We start from the raw sequence: 20,809 nt of genomic DNA, 5'->3' as shown, positions 1-20,809 counted from the left end.
CCAGGCTTTGTAGGCCGGATAAGCGAAGCGCCATCCGGCAATAAAATACTCATCCCAAAGCTTGCACTGCTTTCTCCAGCGCGCTGTGTAATAACTGGCGGTCATGGCGATAGGGAATATCGCTGGCCTCCAGCACTTCCTGAATCACCACCCGATCACTGACCGCAGAGATATCCACTTTCGGCCCCACGATCACCGCATCAACGACTTTCTTGCCAACATACTGCTCCATAATGGTTAGCTTATCGAGAAGCGTGAGGCTCGCGGCGGGGATGCTCAGTTCCCGGCCCAGATTGCCGATGTAGACCATGGGCGCCTGTGTGCGCCGTAGCGCCTGCGCAAGATCATCCAGCAGCAGGATCGGCATCAGGCTGGTGTAAAAGCTGCCCGGGCCGATAATAATCAGATCGGCATCGTTAATCGCCTGCACCGCTTCCCGGGTGGTCGGTACCTTCGGCGACAGCATCAGCTCCTGCAACGGTGAGGTGAGCTGATCGATATTCACTTCACCGTAAACTTCATGCCCCTGATCGTCGATCGCCATCAGGTCAACAGGCAACTCCGACATGGGGATTAAATGTGCATCTACCTTCAGCAGATTACGAATTAAATTGATGGCTTCCAGAGGCCGCACGCTCAGGTGATCGAGCGCCTTTAACATCAGATTTCCGAGGTTATGGCCGGAAAGTTCGCCATTACCGCCAAAACGGTATTCAAACATGGCGGAGGCGACGCTCGGTTCGGTAATCAGTTGATTAAGACAGTTGCGCATATCGCCCCAGGCGATTCCCCCTTCTGAACGGCGAATACGGCCCGTCGAACCGCCGTTATCGGTGGTGGTCACGATACCGGTGAGGCGCGAACCCAGGGGAGAGAGGGAAGAGAGAACGCGTCCTAATCCATGCCCTCCGCCGAGAGCAACGACACGATCCAGGTCAGCCAGCGTACGATTGCGCATAAAAATTCCTGAAGTCAGATTTACCGCGCTACAGTAGCGCAAACAGGGGCTTTTCAGCAATTCGCCAGCGGCGAGTTGAGAAAATAAATTCTGCCACACTACCTCTTTATGGTGATGCGCGCCTGACAGCGAAATGATGTACATCAATGCAAAAGTGCTATTTTCGCTTATTCTGTAGCGAAATAGCACGATCATGACGCTATATACATGATTATACAGCGTTAAGTGTGAATGGCATAATGCGCGTTTACACGCTAGTATCGGCATAACCACAGTAAACACTCTAGCCTCTGCACCTGGGTCAAATGATACGGTGCTTTGGCCGTGACAATGCAAACGCATTGCCACCAGGGCGCAGGAAGAAATGACTTCGCCTCCCATATTTGGAAAGGTGTACATGGCCTCACAACTGACCGATGCTTTCGCGCGCAAGTTTTACTACTTGCGTCTGTCGATTACCGACGTGTGTAACTTTCGTTGCACATACTGCTTGCCGGATGGCTACAAGCCCGGCGGCGTCACTAATAAAGGTTTTCTCACCGTCGATGAAATTCGTCGGGTGACACGCGCCTTTGCCAACCTGGGCACTGAAAAAGTGCGCCTGACCGGTGGCGAACCCTCCCTGCGTCGCGACTTTACTGACATCATTGCCGCCGTGCGTGAAAACGACGCGATTCGTCAGCTGGCGGTGACCACGAACGGCTACCGTCTGGCGCGTGATGCTGCCCACTGGCGCGATGCTGGCCTGACCGGCATTAACGTTAGCGTCGACAGCCTCGATGCGCGTCAATTCCACGCGATTACCGGGCAGGATAAATTCCAGCAGGTGATGGCGGGTATTGACGCTGCGTTTGATGCCGGCTTTAAAAAGGTCAAAGTGAACACCGTGTTGATGCGCGATGTGAACCACCATCAGCTCGATACTTTTCTCGACTGGATCCAGACGCGTCCCATTCAACTGCGCTTCATTGAACTGATGGAGACGGGCGAGGGCAGCGAGCTGTTCCGTAAACACCATATCTCCGGTCAGGTGCTGCGTGATGAACTGCTGCGTCGCGGCTGGATCCACCAGCTACGCCAGCGCAGCGATGGCCCGGCACAGGTCTTCTGCCACCCCGATTATGAGGGTGAGATCGGCCTCATCATGCCGTATGAAAAAGACTTCTGCGCCACCTGCAACCGTCTGCGCGTCTCCTCCGTGGGTAAACTTCATCTCTGCCTGTTCGGTGAAGGCGGCGTCAGCCTGCGCGATCTGCTGGAAGACGATGCTCAGCAAGACGCGCTGGAAGAGCGTATCTCGCTGGCGTTGCGTGAGAAAAAGCAGACCCATTTCCTGCACCAGAACAATACGGGTATTACCCAGAACCTCTCATACATAGGCGGTTAACACCGCTTTGAACAAGGAGTTTGCCATGAGTCAGGTAAGCGCTGAATTTATCCCGACCCGCATTGCTATTTTGACGGTATCGAATCGTCGTGGCGAAGAGGACGATACCTCCGGCCATTTCCTGCGTGATGCCGCGCAGGAAGCGGGACATCAGATCATCGATAAAGCGATTGTCAAAGAGAACCGCTACGCCATACGCGCGCAGGTTTCGGCGTGGATTGCCAGTGATGAAGTGCAGATAGTATTGGTAACCGGTGGCACGGGTTTGACTGAAGGCGACCAGGCCCCGGAAGCGCTGCTGCCGCTGTTTGACAGAGAAGTGGAAGGCTTTGGCGAAGTGTTTCGCATGCTGTCGTTTGAAGAGATTGGCACGGCCACGCTGCAGTCGCGCGCGGTGGCGGGCGTGGCCAACAAAACGCTGATTTTCGCGATGCCGGGTTCTACCAAAGCCTGCCGCACTGCGTGGGACAATATCATCGCGCCGCAACTGGATGCCCGTACGCATCCCTGTAATTTTCACCCACATCTGAAGAAATAAGTATGTCGCAACTGACTCACATTAACGCCGCCGGTGAAGCGCATATGGTGGATGTGTCCGCGAAAGCAGAGACCGTCCGCGAAGCGCGCGCCGAAGCTTTTGTCACCATGCACAGCGAAACGCTGGCCATGATTATCGACGGTAGCCACCATAAGGGCGACGTGTTCGCCACCGCGCGCATTGCCGGGATTCAGGCGGCTAAACGTACCTGGGAGCTGATCCCACTGTGCCATCCGCTGCTGCTGAGCAAAGTGGAAGTACAACTGCAGGCACAGCCAGAACACAATCGTGTGCGTATTGAGTCGCTGTGTCGCCTCACGGGAAAAACCGGCGTGGAGATGGAAGCGCTCACGGCGGCGTCAGTGGCCGCGTTGACCATTTACGACATGTGCAAAGCGGTGCAGAAAGATATGGTGATTGGCCCGGTACGCCTGCTGGCGAAAAGCGGCGGCAAGTCTGGCGATTTTAAGGCGGATTCGAATGATTAAGGTTTTGTTCTTCGCCCAGGTTCGTGAACTGGTGGGTACAGATGCGCTGGACGTCGCGGCAGATTTCCCGACGGTAGAAGCGCTGCGTCAGCATCTGGCGGCTAACAGCAACCGGTGGGCGCTGGCCCTGGAAGACGGCAAACTGCTGGCGGCGGTAAACCAGACGCTGGTGAGTTTTGATCATCCGCTGACGGCGGGTGATGAAGTGGCTTTCTTTCCACCGGTCACGGGAGGCTGAGATGGCTGAAACGAAAATTGTTGTCGGGCCTGCGCCGTTCAGCGTGGGGGAAGAGTATCCCTGGCTGGCGGAACGCGACGAAGACGGCGCGGTGGTGACCTTTACCGGTAAAGTGCGCAATCATAATCTTGGCGACAGCGTGAAGGCGCTGACGCTGGAGCACTATCCGGGGATGACGGAAAAAGCGCTGGCGGAGATTGTTGATGAAGCGCGGGCGCGCTGGCCGCTGGGACGCGTCACGGTGATTCACCGGACTGGCGAACTGTGGCCGGGCGATGAAATCGTCTTTGTCGGCGTCACCAGTTCGCACCGCAGCAGTTCGTTTGAGGCCGGGCAGTTCATCATGGACTATCTGAAGACGCGCGCGCCGTTCTGGAAGCGTGAAGCCACGCCGGAAGGCGAGCGCTGGGTGGAAGCCCGCGACAGCGATCGTCAGGCGGCGCAACGCTGGTAGCCGGAAATTGTGATACGCTTATCCCGTGTAGTCACTTTCAATCAGGAGATTATCATGGACCGATTTCCACGATCCGAATCAATCGTGCAGGCCCGTTCCGGCCTGCAAACCTATATGGCGCAGGTCTACGGCTGGATGACTGTCGGGCTGCTGCTAACCGCGTTTATTGCGTGGTATGCGGCGAATTCCAGTGCGTTCATGGAGTTGCTTTATACCAACAGAATCTTTTTCTTTGGCCTTGTCATTGCACAATTAGCAGTCGTATTTGTGTTATCGGGTCTGGTCAACAGACTCAGTGCGGGCGTCATGACCACACTGTTTATGCTCTATTCAGTCCTGACCGGTCTGACGCTTTCCAGCATTTTTATTATTTATACCGCGTCCTCCATTGCCAGCACCTTTGTGGTCACCGGCGGGATGTTTGGCGTGATGAGCCTGTGGGGATACACCACGAAGCGCGATCTGAGCGGCTGGGGCAGCATGCTGTTTATGGCGCTGATTGGCATCATCCTGGCCTCACTGGTGAACTTCTGGCTGAAGAGTGAAGCGCTGATGTGGGCAGTGACCTATATCGGGGTGGTGGTGTTTGTCGGGCTGACCGCCTACGACACCCAGAAGCTAAAAAATATCGGTGAGCAGATCGATGTGCGCGACAGTTCTAACCTGCGTAAATATTCTATTCTCGGCGCGCTAACGCTGTATCTGGACTTTATTAACCTGTTCCTGATGCTGCTGCGTATCTTAGGCAACCGTCGCTGAGTTTGCTGTGCCGGATGGCGGCTACGCCTTATCGCCTACAAAAAATGATCCTGTAGGCCTGATAAGCGTAGCGCCATCAGGCAACGATTTATCACTTCGCCATCGCCTTTTCGTTTTTCGCCCGTAGTTTCTTCGCCCGACTCTCCAGCAGCAGATAACTCATTAGCGCCAGCAAAAGCGGGGCAAAGTAATACAGCACGCGGTACGCAAGCAGCGCGGCAATGATGATGCCCTGCGACGTCTGTTCTCCCGCCAGCAGCGCGATAAAGACCGCTTCCAGTACGCCAATCCCCGCCGGAATGTGGACAATCACCCCCGCGATACTGCTGACCAGCAGCACGCCGAGCACGAAAAAGTAGTTCACCTCCTGACCCAGCAACAACCAGATGATCGCTCCCATTACCATCCAGTTGGTGCTGGAGATAGCCATCTGAGCCAGTGCAAATTTCCATGACGGCAGCACCAGCTTTTGTCCCTTAATGGTCATATGGCGATGTCTGGCGAAAGCGCAGAACCACAGATAAATGGCGATAATTAGCAGCAGCGCCACGCCCAGAATACGCAGAGTGCTTTCGTCGATATACCAGTGTGCGGGCAGTTGCACCACGCCAAAGGTGAAGATGATCCCGCCAAGCAAAATGTAACCCAGCCAGTTGGTTGTGATGCTCAGGGAGAAAATACGGGTGATGGTGCCACCCGGCAGGCCGAGGCGGGAATAGAGCCGGTAGCGCATACCGATGCCGCCGACCCAGGTACTGAGCGTCAGGTTGAAGGCGTAGCAGATAAACGACACCAGCATCACCTGCCGCTTTGCCAGTCTGTGACCGCAATAGGCGCGTCCCAGCAGGTCATAGCAGCCATAGAGTAGATAGCTGAGGATCACCAGTCCAACGGCGCTCAGTAATACCACCCGGTTATAATCGCGAATAACCGTCCATACATCCTCCCAGTTGACTGTCCTGGCGTAGACAACCAGCAGCACAATCACGGCGATGAAAAACAACCAGGTGAGGATCTTTTTCGCCACTCGCCAGCGCGGGTGTGATTTTGCCATCAGGGTTTCGCTCCTGTGTTCTGTACCTCCACCCGATCCTGCGTTTCCATCTCGGGCTGTGCTGGCGGATCAACCTGCGCCAGACGGGGGGTATGCGCCGGAAGCCAGCCGACCAGCGCCGGGAAGTGGCGTAAGAAGTGGAACGCCAGTACGCTTTTGGTCAGGTTCCACCAGGTGCGTTTCGGCAGCATCGACTCGTCCACCCGTTTACAGTCTTCGGCAACGATCGCGTTGAGGTTGTCGCGCAGCGTCTGGTTAAACGCTCTGTCGTGTACGACCAGGTTGGCCTCCAGATTGAGCGACAGGCTGAGCGGGTCGAGATTACTGGATCCGACCGTCGCCCAGTGGTCATCCATCAGCGCCACCTTGCCATGCAGCGGTTTACGTCGGTACTCGTAAACCTGGACATCGCCTTTCACCAGATAGTTGTACAGCAGGCGAGCGCCCACTTTCACAATCGGCATATCCGGTTCACCCTGCACAATTAGTTTCACGCGCACGCCCCGTCGGGCGGCTTTGCGCATGGCATGCAGCAACCGGTAACCGGGAAAGAAGTAGGCGTTGGCGATAATCACCTCCCGCCGCGCCTGAGTGAGCATTTTCAAATAGTGACGCTCGATATCGTCGCGGTGCTCGTCGTTGTCGCGCCAGACGAACAGCGCCTGCGCCTCGCCGGGCTGGCGGTTCTCTTCAGCACGATGATGGCGACGCCACCAGCGGCGCACCGCGCTCTGTCCGGGGAGGTTTTCCACCTCAAACTGTAGAATATCGGCGACGACGGGGCCTTCCACTCGTACCGCGTAATCCTGCTTGGCCTCGGGCCCGTAATCGGACATATGCTCGTCGGAATAATTAATCCCGCCGACAAATGCCACCCGGTCGTCAATCACCACAATCTTGCGATGCATGCGGCGAAAGACGTTGGTACGCATGCCGAACACCCGAGGGCGGGGGTCATAGTAGCGAAACACCACGCCTGCCGAGGTCAGTTCGCCGACGAACGCGTCGCTCAGGTCCGGCGAGCCGTAGCCGTCCAGCAGTACTTCCGCCTTCACACCGCGTTTCGCCGCGGATAACAGCGCCGCATGAAGCTGTTTCCCCACTTCATCTTCAAACCAGATGAAGGTTTCCAGAATAATTTTCTGCCGCGCATCGGCAATCGCCGCAAACACGGCGGGGTAATATTGGTCGCCGTTTTCCAGTAACTGGATCTGATTACCTTCACGCCAGCCACATTTCATAGATGGATCTCCGCGCTAAGAGGGGCATGGTCTGAGAGATGCCGCCAGTTGCGCAGCGGCAGCATTGTCGGCGAACTGGCATGGGCATTTTTCACGTAAATACGATCGAGGCGCAGCAGCGGCAGGCTGGCGGGAAAAGTCCGCGCCGGGCGACCGCGGGCGCGGGTAAAGATTTCATCCAGCCCGGCGGCGGCTTTTAAGGGACGGTTTGCCTTCTGCCGCCAGTCGTTGAAATCACCGGCCACCACCACCGGCTCGCCGTCGGGCAGGGCATTGATCCAGTCTGCCAGCAGAGTGAGCTGCGCCTGCCGGTGGGCTTCGCGCAGGCCGAGGTGAACACACATCACATGAATCGGTTTCCCAAGCTGCGGGGGGACAATGCGACAATAGAGTACGCCGCGCTTTTCACTGCTGCCGACTGAGATATCGCGATTTTCATAATGTTCAATAGGATAGCGTGACAGTACCGCGTTGCCATGATGCCCTTGCGGATAGACGGCGTTGCGCCCGTAGGCGTAGTCACTCCACATGGTGTCGGCGAGAAATTCGTAGTGGGTGGTATCCGGCCAGTTTTCGACGTGCAGCGGATGCACCTCGTGCGCGCCCATCACCTCCTGCAGACAGACGATGTCGGCGCCAACCGTACGAACGGCATCGCGCAGTTCCGGTAAAATGAAGCGCTTGTTAAAGGCGGTAAAGCCTTTATGCGTATTAATAGTGAGCACGTTAAATGAAAAATTTCGCGTCGATTGAGTCATTTTTCTCCTGTTGGCGTCACTCTTCTGATTGAAATAGTGTAGTCGTCGTCACAAAAAGGTGCGGCGTTACGGAATTTTCCGTAAAGTGCGGTACTCTGAGTAATTAGAGAAAAATCCTTCAGGAGAAAAGCCATGAGGTGGCAACAACGTGTTCGTGTCGCAACGGGGTTAAGTTGCTGGCAGATTATGTTGCATTTACTGGTCGTGGCGTTGTTGGTCATGGGCTGGATGAGCGGCACGCTGGTGCACGTCGGCCTGGGATTATGCGTAGTGTATGGCGTGACCGTATTACTGATGCTGGCGTTACAGCGTCATCATGAGCAGCGTTGGCGCGAAGTCGCTGACGTGCTGGAAGAACTCACCACCACCTGGTATTTCGGTGCAGCGCTGATCGTGCTGTGGCTGCTGTCCCGGGTTTTACAAAACAACATCCTGCTGGCGCTGGCGGGACTGGCAATCCTGGCCGGACCCGCTGTGGTTTCGCTGCTGGCGAAGGACAAAAAGCTACATAATTTTGCGTCTAAACATCGCATACGCCGCTGATCCCGTCGTGGTCGCTATCACCAGTAGCGGCCACAAGCTTCCCCAGACAATCTGCAAACTCGCATCTTTCAAATAGATTTGCTTGGTGATATCCGTGAAGTGACGGATAGGGTTTATCCATGTCAGGTTCTGCAACCAGACCGGCATATTTTCGACCGGGGAGACGTACCCCGACAGTAAAATCGCCGGCATCATAAAGACGAACACGCCGATAAATGCCTGCTGCTGTGTGGAGCAGAGCGAGGATATCAGCAGCCCGAAGCCCACCAGTGACAGTCCGTAAATCACCATCGTGAAGTAAAACAGCGCCAGCGACCCGGCAAACGGGATCTGATACGCCCAGATACCGATTGCCAGCACGATAGAGGCCTGTCCGGTGGCGACAATCAGCGCGGGAACCGCTTTACCAATAAAGATTTGCCAGGTGGTGAGCGGGGAGACCAGCAGCTGATCCAGCGTACCCTGTTCACGTTCGCGCGCCACGGACAGCGAGGTGACGATCATCACGCCAATGGTGGTGATCATCGCGATCAGTGATGGCACCACGAACCACTTATAGTCGAGGTTAGGGTTGTACCAGTTGCGCACCACCAGCTCGCTGTTGTTAGGCTTCGGTTTGCCCTCCATCAGTTCCTGCTGATAGTTCTTCACGATTTGCTGGAGATAGTTGGCGGCGATCTGCGCGCTGTTCGAGTTACGTCCGTCGAGAATTAACTGCATGGGCGCAGACTGAAAGGTATCCAGATTGCGCGAGAAATCCGCCGGAAAGTGCACCAGCAGCAGCGCCTTTTGCGTATCGATCGTGGGCTGGATTTCCTGCGGGCTTTTCAGCAACAGAATATGGGTAAAGGCTTTGGCGCGAGCAAAGCGCTGGGTCAACTCAACCGAATGCTTCCCATTGTCTTCGTTATAGATGGCGATGGTCGCATTAGTCACTTCCAGGGTCGCCGCAAAGGGAAACAGAAACACCTGAATCAGCACCGGCAGAATCAGGATCGCGCGGGTCTGCGGCTCGCGTAACAGCGACTGCAGCTCTTTGCGAATTAACGTCCATAAACGATGAAACATAGTGTTGCCCTTAATACCCGATGAAGCATTTCGTAAGCCTGATAAGCGCAGCGCCATCAGGCAGTTTGCCGGATGACGGCACAAGGCCTTATCCGGCCTACGGTGACTTATACCCGATGAAGCACTCCGTAGGCCTGATAAGCGCAGCGTCATCAGGCAGTTTGCCGGATGACGGCACAAGGCCTTATCCGGCCTACAGTGACCTATACCCGATGAAGCACTCCGTAGGCCTGATAAGCGCAGCGTCATCAGGCAGTTTGCCGGATGACGGCACAAGACCTTATCTGGCCTACGGTGACCTATACCCGATGAAGCACTCCGTAGGCCTGATAAGCGCAGCGCCATCAGGCAGTTTGCCGGATGACAGCACAAGACCTTATCCGGCCTACGGTGACTTATACCCGATGAAGCACTCCGTAGGCCTGATAAGCGCAGCGCCATCAGGCAGTTTGCCGGATATGCGAAAGCGCCATCCGGCAAATCATCAATCCAGCCGACGTTTGGTTTTTATCCACGTCAGACCAATAAACATCACCGCCGAAGCGATTAAAAACAGCACGTTGACAATCAGCACCACCGGAATATTACCAGCGAGAAACAGGCTTTGCAGCGTGCTGACGAAGTAACGCGCCGGAATAATGTAGGTCACCGCGCGGATCACCGCGGGCATGCTGTCTATCTGGAAAATAAAGCCTGACAGCATAATCGACGGTAAAAAAGCGGCGTTAAGCGCCACCTGGGCGGCATTAAACTGGTTGCGGGTGATGGTGGAAATCAACAGCCCCATCCCCAGCGTGCTGAGTAAAAACAGGCTGGTGATGAAAAACAGCAGCAGTAACGATCCGCGATACGGGACGCCGAGAATAAACACCGATACCAGCATACACAGCAGCATTGCCAGCATGCCGAGGAAATAGTAGGGGATGAGTTTACACAGCAGCAGCTCGGCGCGCGTCACTTCGGTGGAGAGCAATGCTTCCATCGTACCGCGTTCCCATTCGCGCGCGACGACCAGCGAGGTGAGGATCGCGCCGATCACCGTCATGATGATCGTCACCGCGCCGGGGATAATAAAATGCTGACTGATGGCCGCCGGGTTGAACCAGTAGCGGGTCTGCACTTCAATCAGCGGTTCAAACGTTTCCCCGCGATCTTCCGCTCGCTGCATCTGCCAGATTTGCCAGATGCCTTCCACATAGCCCTGTACGAAGTTGGCGGTATTGGGTTCACTGCCGTCGGTAATCACCTGAATCGGTGCGGTGTCGTTGGCGCGCGCCATTTGTTGGGCGAAATCGACCGGAATGACCACCAGCCCACGAATGCGCCCGGCCTGCATTTTTTCAATCAGCGCCTTGCGGTTATCGCTGATAGTGGCGTCAATGTACGGCGAACCGGTCATTGTGTGGGCAAAGTCCAGCGCCTCTTCGCTTTGCTGTTCAAGCAGGATCCCTACCCGCAGCTTGCTGGAATCGAGGTTAATGCCGTAGCCAAAAATAAACAGCAGCAGCAGTGGGATGACCACAGCAATCAGCCAGCTACTGGGGTCGCGGACGATCTGTCGCGTCTCTTTGACGCACAGCGCCCGCACGCGGCGCCAGGAGAGAAGGCGGTTACGCATTGCCGTGCTCCTTATCCCAGTCATTAATCAGCCGGATGAATGCCTGTTCCATGGTCGGATCCGGCGTGTCATCATCGGCCGCCTGCGCCTTCAGGTCGTCCGGCGTGCCGCTGGCAATCAGCTTCCCGCGATAGACCAGGCCGATACGGTCGCAATATTCCGCTTCGTCCATAAAGTGCGTCGTCACCATCACCGTCACGCCTTTTTCCACCATGCTGTTGATATGCAGCCAGAACTCGCGGCGGGTGAGGGGATCGACGCCAGAAGTGGGTTCGTCGAGAAACAGAATGTCGGGTTCGTGCATCAGCGAACAGGCCAGCGCCAGACGCTGCTTAAAGCCCAGTGGGAGTTCATCGGTGGCATGCGAGGCGATACTTTTCAGGCCAAACGCCTCGCTCATGCGGGCAATTTTTTCGTTCTGCGCACGTCCTCGCAGGCCATAAACGCCGGAGAAAAAGCGCAGGTTTTGCTCCACCGTCAGGTTGCCGTACAGCGAAAATTTTTGTGCCATATAGCCCAGATGCTGACGCGCCTTACCGGAGCTGACTTTCAGATCCATGTCCAGCACCAGCGCTTTGCCGGAAGTGGGCACCAGCAGGCCGCACATCATTTTAAAGGTCGTGGATTTTCCCGCGCCGTTGGGGCCCAGCAGGCCAAAAATTTCCCCGCGCTGGACGGCAAAATCAACGTGATCGGTGGCGGCGAAATCGCCGAATTTCTTGGTCAGGGCTTTCGCTTCAATCACCGTTTCGCCCGGTGTCCCTTCGACGGTGTGCAAAATGGCGCCCAGCGGCGATTCAGAGGTGGCAGCCCCGCCCAGCAGATCGATAAACGCATCTTCGAAGCGTGGCGCGGTTTCGCTGATATCGATCGCCGGCATGCCGTTGCCGCGGCGAATATCGTCTGCTGTGGCCTCTTTTTTCAGGATCAGACGAACCGATTTCCCCTGGATCATGCCGTCGCTGACCTGCGGTAGTTTCAGCGCCCGCTGGAGCAATTTACGGTTGTTTTCCTGTGGGCTGTGCATCAGAAAACTGCGCCCGGCCATGGTTTGTGTCAGTTGAGTCGGTTCGCCCTGATACAGCAGTTCGCCTTCGTTCATCAGCAGAACGTCCCGACACTGTTCGGCTTCATCCAGATACGACGTGCTCCACAGGATCAGCATCCCGTCGCCCGCCAGTTCGTGCACCATCTGCCATAGTTCGCGCCGTGAGATGGGGTCAACGCCGACGCCGGGTTCATCCAGTAACAGTACTTTGGGTTCACCGACCAGCGTACAGGCCAGCCCCAGTTTCTGTTTCATCCCGCCGGAGAGTTTTCCCGCCAGACGACCGGTAAACGGGCCGAGCGAGGTGAATTCCAGCAGGCGGGCAAAGGTTTTTTCCCGCACATCGCCTGTAACGCTGCGTAAATCGGCGTATAGGTTGAGGTTCTCCATCACGGTGAGATCTTCATACAGGCCAAATTTTTGTGGCATGTAACCCAGCACCGCGTGCAGCGCGCTGTCGTTTTTAATCGGATCAAAGCCAATCACCGTTGCGCTGCCGCCGTCCGGCCTCAACAAACCCGCCAGCATTCTCATCAGCGTGGTTTTCCCTGCACCGTCCGGTCCCACCAGACCGGTCACGTATCCGGCGTGAATCGTACAGTCGAGCGGGGCGACTGCCGGCTTTTCCAGTCCGGAAAAACGTTTAGTCAGCCCGCTCAGCGTGATGACGGCGTCATTCATGTCCAGCCTCGTTGCCGAACTTCACCGTCACCGGCATGCCCTGGCGCAGGGCGTCGTCGGCATCGGTGACAACAATACGCAGGCGGTAAACCAGATCGGTACGCAGGTCCGGCGTCTCTACCGTTTTCGGGGTGAATTCTGCGGTCGGGGAGACAAAGCCGATTTTACCGTGATACGGCTTGTCGGGACGTCCATCGGTGTACAGCAGGATTTCGCGTCCCGGCTGTGCCTGAGAAAGATGACGTTCGTCGACGTAGGCGCGCACCCAAACCGGTCGGGTGAGGGAGAGCGTCAGCACGGTACCCCCTGCGCTGAGCATGCTGCCGGGCTCAACCGCGCGGGTTAACAGCGTGCCGTTCGCCGGGGCGACAAGCGTGGTGTCATGGAGGTCGAGTTCCGCCTGCGCCAGCTGTGCCTGCGCCTGTTCAAGGCTGGCTTTCGCCTGGGCGATATCCTGTTCACGATTACCGGAGCGGTACTGACTCAGTTTGTCCTGTGCGGATTTCAACGTTGCCAACGCCTGGTCGCGGGAAGAGCGGGCGTTTTCCAGATCGTTAGCGGAAATGGTGCGGCTTTTCCACAATCCCTGCTGACGGTTGTAGAAATTCTGCGCGTAATCATAGGCGGCCTGTGCCTGTTTCACCGCTGCCGCTGCCTGGGCAATCTCTTCCTGACGATAGCCCGCCAGCATCAAATCGTACTGGGCCTGCGCGACGGAAACACCGGCTTTTGCCTGCATCAGGGCGTTCTCATAGGGAGCATGATCCAGCTCGCCCAGCACCTGTCCTGTTTTAATGGCATCGCCTTCATCCACCGTCAGTGATGCGAGTCGACCACCGACGCGAAAGCTGAGGTTAACGGTACGGATGTCCACGTTGCCGTAGAGCGTCAGTCCGTTGTCCTGCCGGCTTTGATACCACCATGTGCCACCGGCAATCACCGCGAGCAGCGCCGCGATCACCAGGCCAATAACGACAGGCTTTTTCATCAGTCCAGACTCCTTTGCGATAAACCTTGCAGAATAAGATCGATATGACAGGTCACGGTCTGCGTAATCAGCGCCGTTTTTTCTTCATCAAACTGCGACCAGCCGGTACGTAACAGAATGGTTTCTTTACCGAGACGGAATGCCAACACTTCGCCGAGCAGCGCGTGGGTATGCAGAATCATGCGCGTGTCGTGGGCGTCGCAACCGGTATACGCGGCGATGAGACGGGTCAGATGACTGTGCAGCGGCTCGATAACCTGCTCGTGCACCCGCTGATACGCCGCGGTAGGGGAGAGCTGTTCGCGCGAGATAAATTTGCTCAGATTCACGGTGTCATCCTGGGTTAACAGCATGATCATGTTTTTACAGGCGCGCAAAATCAGCTCGCGCATGGCGGCACGGTCGGGATGGGCCTGGGCGAATAAACGTTCGGCGTCTTCCGCGTGCGGGCGAAACTGACTGCCAATGAAATCGGCAATCCACTGGGCGCAGGCGAGGTATAAATCCTCTTTTGAGCCAAAATAGTAGGTAATGGCGGCAATGTTTTGCCCGGCCAGCGCGGCAATGTCGCGAGTGGTGGCATGCAGGCCATACTCGCCAAACTGGGCCAGTGCGGCGGCAATCAGCTGGCTTTTGGCCTGTTCACCTTTGGTGGTCATAGTGGGAGTATTCATCACGCGACCTAAATCTTAATCAATCGATTGATTAAGATTATGACTGAAAATCATCCTTGTCCAGTCTGATGGCGTATTTTGTCTGGCCCAGTAACAGGGATAATTTATGCGGTGCGTCACAAAAACTGCTACACTCCGCCCCTTCATGACATTGTGGTTTTTGTCATTCCCAAATTGTATGTATCTCCCTGAAAACGACACCGGGAACGGTCGGGGCGGTTCGGAGTAGTTATGTCTTTTGATTCCCTGGGTTTGAACCCTGATATTCTGCGCGCCATTGCCGAGCAGGGTTACCGTGAACCTACCCCTATTCAGCAGCAGGCAATCCCTGCCGTGCTGGAAGGTCGCGACCTGATGGCGAGTGCGCAGACTGGTACCGGTAAAACGGCAGGCTTTACGCTGCCACTGTTACAGCACCTTATTACTAAACAGCCGCACAACAAAGCGCGCCGTCCGGTACGGGCGCTGATCCTGACGCCGACGCGTGAACTGGCGGCGCAGATTGGTGAAAACGTCCGTGATTACAGCAAGTATCTGAACATCCGTTCGCTGGTCGTTTTTGGCGGCGTGAGCATTAACCCGCAGATGATGAAACTGCGCGGCGGCGTCGATGTGCTGGTTGCAACGCCGGGCCGCTTGCTGGACCTGGAACACCAGAACGCGGTGAAACTGGACCAGATTGAGATTCTGGTGCTGGATGAAGCGGACCGTATGCTGGATATGGGCTTTATTCACGATATTCGCCGTGTGTTAGCGAAACTACCAGCGAAGCGTCAGAACCTGCTGTTCTCTGCGACATTCTCTGATGAGATCAAGGCGCTGGCCGAAAAGCTGCTGCATAACCCACTGGAAATTGAGGTGGCACGCCGCAACACGGCTTCAGAACAGGTCACGCAGCACGTGCATTTTGTGGATAAGAAACGCAAACGTGAGCTGTTATCGCAGATGATCGGCCAGGGGAACTGGCAGCAGGTGCTGGTGTTTACCCGTACCAAACACGGCGCCAATCATCTGGCGGAACAACTGAACAAAGATGGCATTCGCAGTGCGGCGATCCACGGCAACAAGAGCCAGGGGGCGCGTACCCGTGCGCTGGCTGATTTTAAATCAGGTGAAATTCGCGTGCTGGTGGCAACGGATATTGCCGCGCGTGGTCTGGATATCGAAGAACTGCCGCACGTGGTGAACTACGAGCTGCCGAATGTTCCGGAAGATTATGTGCACCGTATCGGTCGTACCGGGCGTGCGGCGGCTACCGGTGAGGCGCTGTCGCTGGTCTGTGTTGATGAACACAAACTGCTGCGTGATATCGAAAAACTGCTGAAAAAAGAGATCCCACGTATTGCCATGCCAGGCTATGAGCCGGATCCATCGATTAAAGCAGAGCCGATCGAGAATGGTCGCCAGCAGCGTGGCGGCGGCGGCGGTCGAGGCCGTGGTCAGGGGCAAGGGCAGGGCGCGGGTCGCGCTCAGCAGCCGCGTCGTCAGGACGGTGGCGCGCCAAAAGTCGGCGCTAAACCTTCACGCCGCACAGGCGATGCGAAACCGGCTGGCGAAAAGCCCCGTCCGCCGCGTCGTCCACGCAGAATTACGCCAGTACAGTAAGGGGTCAGGGGAACCTGATACTCTGAGAAATTTTACGTTCACTTTGTATTCAGTGATTCTCTGAAACTACAGCACACGTGAACGTGCAAGGGAGGCTCTCCGCCGCCTCCCTTGCAACCCTGGCTCCCGGCAAGGAAAATCGCCACTTCGTGGTGCATTCGTCTTATGCCGTCTGCCTGTCGGGTCGGGGTCGAGCCTGCATCCCTGCAGGCCGTCCCCTCCGCCCGCTTCCCTGCGGGCGGACCCGGTCAGCCGTCAACGCCTCATCGATTTTCAGGCCGGATCAACGGCATCGCTTCAACATCCTCCCTCCCGGATAAATTTATGTTGCTGCCAAAAAAGCAAACCGCTGAGAGGGTCAGGTGTGGAGTGGTCCGGCTGAAAATTGCCGACGTGTTTCCGTAAGGCCGGGGGAACCCGCAGGGATGCGGGTTCAGGGCGCGCGAAGCAGGGATGCTGAGTCGCACCCGACCCGATAGCCTGAAGGAATAAGCGGAGGACAAAATTGCCGGGAGCAATTTTGAACAGCACTTGTGCTGGCCCCGAAGGGGGGAGCCCCATGGATGGTGAGAATAATTCGCGAAGCGACAATTTTCCTGCCGGGAGCCTGGATTGTTAAGGAGGCGGCGACGAGCCTCCTTAACACGTTCACAGGAGCAAGGGTGCCAGACAAGCTGCGAACATGAGGTGAACGGAACCTGTTACAGGTGGTGTCATATTCACTTTAAAAGGGTATGCAAAATTCCCCCTCATTCCCCCGAATTCTGCGATTTCAACACGATAGAGCAGGTATACCTTCCCGCCGGGTGAATTGAAATCGTGGTCTCGAACACCTTTCCGTCTCGATCCCGATAGCGTCGCACGATGCGCATCCCCGGAGAATCGGGCTCGACATTCAGTATCTTTGCGATTTTCTTTGGCACACCAACGGCGGTGATCGTCTGATGTACTTCGTGGCTCTTAATCCCGTAGTGCGTTTCGATCAGATCGCTAATCAGCGAGTGCGGATCGTCACGGATAAACGTGCGCAGCCTGGAGTAATCGGTGCTGGCGTAACTGTCCGTCCAGCAAATGGGGGCGTCCGGGTTTTGCGCATCCTCGCGAATACTGGCGATATGTAGCCAGCGTGAGCCTGGCGGACAGTCTATCAGCTGAGAAAGCTCAATATCCGCCACAATCTCATCGATCTTCTTAATCACCCGCAGGTTGTTCTTCGCCAACAGCAGCAGATCTTCCAGATGCGACAGCGGATGGTTAACCCCGCTCGCCTGCGGTTCACATACGCGCGTACCTGCGCCTTTACGCCGCGAAATCAGCCCCTGTTCCGTTAATTCCCGCAACGCTTCGCGCATGGTGTGACGGCTCACCTGCCAGGTTTCGCACAGTTCCATTTCTGTCGGAAACAGTGAACCCGGTGGGTAAGTTCCCGTCGAGATTTGATGGGCCAGTTCACGGGCTATCCGCTTGTACAGAGATTCTTTCATCGCAGTTTCATCAAATAATTAATGATCACAGTCACAAAAATGTGTACGGGCTATTCCATACATTCATCATGATTATTATAAATGTCCGTACATTTAAAATGTACGGACATTGTTTTATGTTCGGACATTTAAGCTGTCCCGGCTGAGGTGTAAACCGGGGCAGACACACATCTTATCACTATCGGATTAAACCGGGGGATTTATGGCTTCGAATGTAATGGATTCTGTTTTATTTAGAGATTCTTTTGGTACACCGGCAATGCGTGCGGTGTTTGATGACTACGAACTCATTCGCAAATATGTCGAAGTGGAGGTCGCGCTCGCCAAAGCGCAGGCGCGATGTGGGGTGATCCCGGAAGCGGCAGCCAAAGAGATCGCCGAGAAGTGCAATGCCGATACGCTGGATTTCGATTTGCTGCGCCATGAGACGGAAATCGTCGGTTATCCGATCCTGCCGCTCGTTCACCAGATTTCAAAGCAGGCTGGCGAGTCTGGCGGCTACGTGCACTGGGGAGCGACGACGCAGGACATTATGGACACGGCGGTGGTTCTGCAAATTCGTGATGCCTTTGAACTGCTCGAGGCGGACATGGACCGGTTGCGTGCGACGCTGGCTGACCTGGCGCTGCGCTATCGTGATACGCCGATGGCCGGACGCACCCACTTACAGCAGGCGCTGCCGGTGACTTTTGGCTATAAAGCCGCCATCTGGCTGGACATGTTTGAACGCCATGCCGAACGTCTGCAACAGGCGCGTCCCCGCGTGCTGGTCGGTGAATTTGCCGGGGCTGCCGGCACGCTGGCGTCGCTGGGCGATAAAGGATTGGCGGTACAAAAAGCGCTGATGGAAGAGTTGGGCCTCAATGTTCCCACTTCCACCTGGCACGTGGCGCGCGACGGCTTTGCCGAAGCGGTGAACCTGCTGGCGGTCATGACCGGTTCGTTAGGGAAGATTGCGTATGACGTGATGCTGATGGCGTCGAACGAGTTTGGCGAACTGTATGAACCGTTCGTAAAAGGACGCGGTGCGAGCAGCACCATGCCGCAAAAACGCAACCCTATCTCCAGCGAACTGATGCTGGCCTGTGCAAAAGGCGTTCGTCAACAGGCCGGACTGATGCTGGATGCGATGGTTCAGGATCTGGAACGCGCGACCGGGCCGTGGCATGCGGAGTGGATTGCGATCCCGGAAAGTTTCGTGTTGAGCGCAGGCGCGCTGCATCAGGCCAACTTTATGCTGGCGGGACTGGAGGTCGATGAAGCGGCGATGCTGCGCAATCTGGGAATGACCAATGGACTGATTGTGGCAGAAGCCGTGATGATGGGACTGGCTCCGTACATCGGTCGCCAGGATGCCCACGATGTCGTCTATGACGCCTGTCGTATCGTCAATGAGAAGGGCGGTCACCTGGCAGACGTGCTGAACGCCATGCCGACAGTTGCACAGCGACTGGATCCGCAACTGATTCACCAACTGACCGATCCGGCAAATTACCTGGGAATGGCGCCTGAAATGGTCGATCAGGTGCTGGCCAAGTATCAGTCACGGAAATGAACGTTCTCGTGTTAACGGAATAAGGATATTGCTATGTCTACGAATTCTGTCGCGGGAAAGAAAGTTATCTCATTTCTGATCCCGCTGGTGATTGGCGCCGTCATTTGGTTTATTCCCGTCCCTGACGGGCTAACGCCGGCGGCCTGGCATATGTTTGCGATTTTTGCCGCGACCATTGCGGCTATCCTGACCCAACCGCTCCCTTCGGGGGCGGTCATGCTGATTGCGCTTTGCGTGGTTATCTTTAGTAAAACCTTGACCGAGGCAAAGGCGCTGTCGGGCTTTGCCTCTGGCACCGTGTGGCTGATATTCTGCGCCTACGTGCTCTCACTGGGATTTGTGACCTCCGGACTGGGGAAACGCATTGCTTATAAAATGCTGTCGCTGTTTGGTGGAAGCAGTCTGGGAATTGCCTATTCGCTCGGCGTTTCCGACCTGATTATGGCTCCGGCAATGCCTTCCGTGACGGCGCGTTCTGGTGGGATTATTTTCCCCATCGCCCGTTCAATCAACGACGTACTCGGCTCGGCACCCGGCGCGACCGGTAAACGGATTGGTGATTTCTTAACGATGGTCTGCTTTCAGTTCACGCCGATCACCGGGGCGATATTTTTGACGGGGATGGCGGCAAACCCGCTGGTAGCAAGCCTGGCAAAATCCACGCTGGGTCTGGATATCACCTGGGGCGGATGGTTTATTTCCGCCGTAGTACCGGCGATGGTCTGCTTTTGCCTGATGCCGCTGCTGGTCTACAAGCTGCTGGATCCGGAACTGAAGCACACTCCGGAAGCCAAAGCGATGGGCAAACAGTCGCTCAGCGAACTGGGCGGAATGAGCAGTAATGAGAAAAAAGTGGCGGTAGGCTTTGTGCTGGCGCTGGTAGGCTGGGGAACCAGCCTGATCACCGGGATCTCCGCGACGTCGGTCGGGCTGGGTCTGGCGGCCTATTTGTTTGCGACCGGTGCGGTAAGCTGGAAAAGTCTCCTTAATGACCATGCCGCGTGGGATACGGTAATCTGGTTTAGCGTGATCATCAGCCTGGCGACGGGTCTGGCGGATCTGGGATTCATCAAATGGATGACGGTGAAGTTGGGCAGCGGGATTCAGGGATTCGGCGCGATGGAAGCCTTTATCGTGCTCGGGGTCCTGTACATCTATGTCCACTATCTGTTTGCCACCGCCACGGGGCACGTTGCCGCGCTGTACGCGCCGTTTGCCGCAACGGCGATTGCGGCCGGAGCGCCGCCGATGATGGTGGCAATCTGCTTCGGTATCTTCAGTAACCTGATGTGGGGGAACACGGAGTACGGTGGTGGACCCGGCCCTATTTACTTTGCGCAAGGCTATTTCGAGCGACCGCGGTTTTACCGAATCAACCTGTGCGTGGTGACGTTTAATGTGATCATCATCTTCGCGGTTGGCATGTTGTGGTGGAAGCTGCTGGGGTACTATTAAGTCATAGCGCAGCTGCCTGATGGCGCTGCGCTTATCAGGCCTACGCGCTTATCCGGCCCGGAGTATGCTTAAACGTAGGCCGGATAAGGCGCAAGCCGCCATCCGGCAATTCGCCTCCAGGTTGCGAAGCGCTTTCCAGAACCGGCAAAAAAGGTACGTTCCAGGCCTGAAATGTGCCACAATAGTGGCTGTTTATACAGTATTTCAGGTTTTCT

Annotated in this window: 21 protein-coding genes, 1 pseudogene and 1 riboswitch; of the genes and pseudogenes, 10 read left to right on the top strand and 12 right to left on the bottom strand. The window is 56.1% G+C overall.

Annotation, left to right across the window (positions count from 1 at the left end; all coding sequences use genetic code 11):
- Positions 1 to 49: 49 nt before the first annotated feature.
- Positions 50 to 958: a uridine diphosphate-N-acetylglucosamine-binding protein YvcK gene (yvcK, locus tag GBC03_21690; protein ID QFS72632.1), complete on the bottom strand. Its 909-nt coding sequence runs from the start codon at positions 956 to 958 to the stop codon at positions 50 to 52.
- Positions 959 to 1,225: 267 nt separating this feature from the next.
- Positions 1,226 to 1,368, top strand: a riboswitch (molybdenum cofactor riboswitch).
- On the opposite strand from yvcK, the gene moaA reads away from it, so the two are divergent.
- The 6 genes from moaA (at position 1,356) to GBC03_21660 (ending at position 4,822) form a co-directional block, all read left to right on the top strand.
- Positions 1,356 to 2,345 (top strand): GTP 3',8-cyclase MoaA, encoded by a 990-nt coding sequence (gene moaA / locus GBC03_21685; protein ID QFS72631.1) that lies wholly within the window; start codon positions 1,356 to 1,358, stop codon positions 2,343 to 2,345. It overlaps the preceding riboswitch by 13 nt.
- 25 nt (positions 2,346 to 2,370) lie before the next feature.
- Positions 2,371 to 2,883 carry a molybdenum cofactor biosynthesis protein B gene (gene moaB, locus GBC03_21680; protein QFS72630.1) on the top strand — a complete coding sequence of 171 codons (513 nt, stop codon included), beginning with the start codon at positions 2,371 to 2,373 and terminating at the stop codon, positions 2,881 to 2,883.
- A 2-nt stretch (positions 2,884 to 2,885) separates the two neighbouring features.
- Positions 2,886 to 3,371 carry a cyclic pyranopterin monophosphate synthase MoaC gene (gene moaC / locus GBC03_21675; GenBank protein QFS72629.1) on the top strand — a complete coding sequence of 162 codons (486 nt, stop codon included), beginning with the start codon at positions 2,886 to 2,888 and terminating at the stop codon, positions 3,369 to 3,371.
- On the top strand, positions 3,364 to 3,609 hold the full coding sequence (moaD, locus tag GBC03_21670) for a molybdopterin synthase sulfur carrier subunit (protein QFS72628.1): 246 nt from the start codon (positions 3,364 to 3,366) through the stop codon (positions 3,607 to 3,609). Before moaC ends, moaD begins: the two co-directional genes overlap by 8 nt.
- Position 3,610: 1 nt before the next feature.
- Positions 3,611 to 4,063: a molybdopterin synthase catalytic subunit MoaE gene (gene moaE, locus GBC03_21665; protein QFS72627.1), complete on the top strand. Its 453-nt coding sequence runs from the start codon at positions 3,611 to 3,613 to the stop codon at positions 4,061 to 4,063.
- A 54-nt stretch (positions 4,064 to 4,117) separates the two neighbouring features.
- The gene (locus GBC03_21660) at positions 4,118 to 4,822 is read left to right on the top strand and encodes a BAX inhibitor (BI)-1/YccA family protein (protein ID QFS72626.1); all 705 of its coding nucleotides are present in this window, start codon (positions 4,118 to 4,120) and stop codon (positions 4,820 to 4,822) included.
- A gap of 91 nt (positions 4,823 to 4,913) precedes the next feature.
- On the opposite strand, the gene GBC03_21655 is transcribed toward GBC03_21660, so the two are convergent.
- From GBC03_21655 to GBC03_21645, 3 genes are read right to left on the bottom strand one after another with little or no spacing between them, the layout of a single operon-like run.
- The gene (locus GBC03_21655; GenBank protein ID QFS72625.1) at positions 4,914 to 5,876 is read right to left on the bottom strand and encodes a UPF0104 family protein; all 963 of its coding nucleotides are present in this window, start codon (positions 5,874 to 5,876) and stop codon (positions 4,914 to 4,916) included.
- On the bottom strand, positions 5,876 to 7,117 hold the full coding sequence (gene clsB, locus GBC03_21650; protein ID QFS72624.1) for a cardiolipin synthase ClsB: 1,242 nt from the start codon (positions 7,115 to 7,117) through the stop codon (positions 5,876 to 5,878). The genes GBC03_21655 and clsB overlap by 1 nt, the downstream gene beginning before the upstream one ends.
- Positions 7,114 to 7,875 (bottom strand): EEP domain-containing protein, encoded by a 762-nt coding sequence (locus GBC03_21645; GenBank protein ID QFS72623.1) that lies wholly within the window; start codon positions 7,873 to 7,875, stop codon positions 7,114 to 7,116. The genes clsB and GBC03_21645 overlap by 4 nt, the downstream gene beginning before the upstream one ends.
- Before the next feature lie 132 nt (positions 7,876 to 8,007).
- Between GBC03_21645 and GBC03_21640 the strand changes: the two genes are divergently transcribed.
- Entirely contained in the window at positions 8,008 to 8,418 is a 411-nt protein-coding gene (locus tag GBC03_21640; GenBank protein QFS72622.1) for a hypothetical protein, read from the top strand.
- On the opposite strand, the gene GBC03_21635 is transcribed toward GBC03_21640, so the two are convergent.
- The 5 genes from GBC03_21635 to GBC03_21615 all read right to left on the bottom strand — a co-directional run bounded on the left by GBC03_21635 (position 8,380) and on the right by GBC03_21615 (position 14,495).
- Positions 8,380 to 9,486 carry an ABC transporter permease subunit gene (locus GBC03_21635; protein ID QFS72621.1) on the bottom strand — a complete coding sequence of 369 codons (1,107 nt, stop codon included), beginning with the start codon at positions 9,484 to 9,486 and terminating at the stop codon, positions 8,380 to 8,382. The two genes, GBC03_21640 and GBC03_21635, sit on opposite strands and share 39 nt — an antisense overlap.
- Before the next feature lie 484 nt (positions 9,487 to 9,970).
- A complete protein-coding gene (locus tag GBC03_21630; protein ID QFS72620.1) occupies positions 9,971 to 11,104 on the bottom strand; it encodes an ABC transporter permease subunit in 1,134 nt (377 codons plus the stop codon).
- Positions 11,097 to 12,833, bottom strand: a complete 1,737-nt coding sequence (locus GBC03_21625) for an ATP-binding cassette domain-containing protein (GenBank protein ID QFS72619.1) — start codon at positions 12,831 to 12,833, stop codon at positions 11,097 to 11,099. The genes GBC03_21630 and GBC03_21625 overlap by 8 nt, the downstream gene beginning before the upstream one ends.
- Entirely contained in the window at positions 12,826 to 13,821 is a 996-nt protein-coding gene (hlyD, locus tag GBC03_21620; protein ID QFS72618.1) for a secretion protein HlyD, read from the bottom strand. Before hlyD ends, GBC03_21625 begins: the two co-directional genes overlap by 8 nt.
- On the bottom strand, positions 13,821 to 14,495 hold the full coding sequence (locus tag GBC03_21615) for a transcriptional regulator (protein QFS72617.1): 675 nt from the start codon (positions 14,493 to 14,495) through the stop codon (positions 13,821 to 13,823). The genes hlyD and GBC03_21615 overlap by 1 nt, the downstream gene beginning before the upstream one ends.
- Positions 14,496 to 14,726: 231 nt before the next feature.
- Here GBC03_21615 and rhlE point away from each other — a divergent pair, with 231 nt between their 5' ends.
- Entirely contained in the window at positions 14,727 to 16,100 is a 1,374-nt protein-coding gene (gene rhlE / locus GBC03_21610) for an ATP-dependent RNA helicase RhlE (GenBank protein ID QFS72616.1), read from the top strand.
- 155 nt (positions 16,101 to 16,255) lie between these two features.
- On the opposite strand, the pseudogene GBC03_21605 reads toward rhlE, so the two are convergent.
- The 3 genes and pseudogenes from GBC03_21605 to GBC03_21595 form a co-directional block, all read right to left on the bottom strand.
- Positions 16,256 to 16,327: pseudogene (locus GBC03_21605) on the bottom strand (transcriptional regulator).
- Positions 16,328 to 16,397: 70 nt separating this feature from the next.
- Positions 16,398 to 16,631, bottom strand: coding sequence for a hypothetical protein (locus GBC03_21600; protein QFS72615.1), 234 nt, complete (start codon positions 16,629 to 16,631; stop codon positions 16,398 to 16,400).
- Between the two features lie 218 nt (positions 16,632 to 16,849).
- Positions 16,850 to 17,584, bottom strand: coding sequence for a GntR family transcriptional regulator (locus GBC03_21595; protein ID QFS72614.1), 735 nt, complete (start codon positions 17,582 to 17,584; stop codon positions 16,850 to 16,852).
- A gap of 202 nt (positions 17,585 to 17,786) precedes the next feature.
- On the opposite strand from GBC03_21595, the gene pcaB reads away from it, so the two are divergent.
- Together pcaB and GBC03_21585 are read left to right on the top strand one after the other, a co-directional pair.
- Positions 17,787 to 19,139 (top strand): 3-carboxy-cis,cis-muconate cycloisomerase, encoded by a 1,353-nt coding sequence (gene pcaB, locus GBC03_21590; GenBank protein ID QFS72613.1) that lies wholly within the window; start codon positions 17,787 to 17,789, stop codon positions 19,137 to 19,139.
- Positions 19,140 to 19,172: 33 nt separating this feature from the next.
- Entirely contained in the window at positions 19,173 to 20,594 is a 1,422-nt protein-coding gene (locus tag GBC03_21585; protein ID QFS72612.1) for a DASS family sodium-coupled anion symporter, read from the top strand.
- The last annotated feature ends 215 nt before the right edge of the window (positions 20,595 to 20,809 follow it).

The sequence above is a fragment of the Citrobacter telavivensis genome (genome assembly GCA_009363175.1).
Taxonomy (GTDB): Bacteria; Pseudomonadota; Gammaproteobacteria; order Enterobacterales; family Enterobacteriaceae; genus Citrobacter_A; species Citrobacter_A telavivensis.
This window is presented reverse-complemented; position numbering and strand designations above follow the sequence as displayed.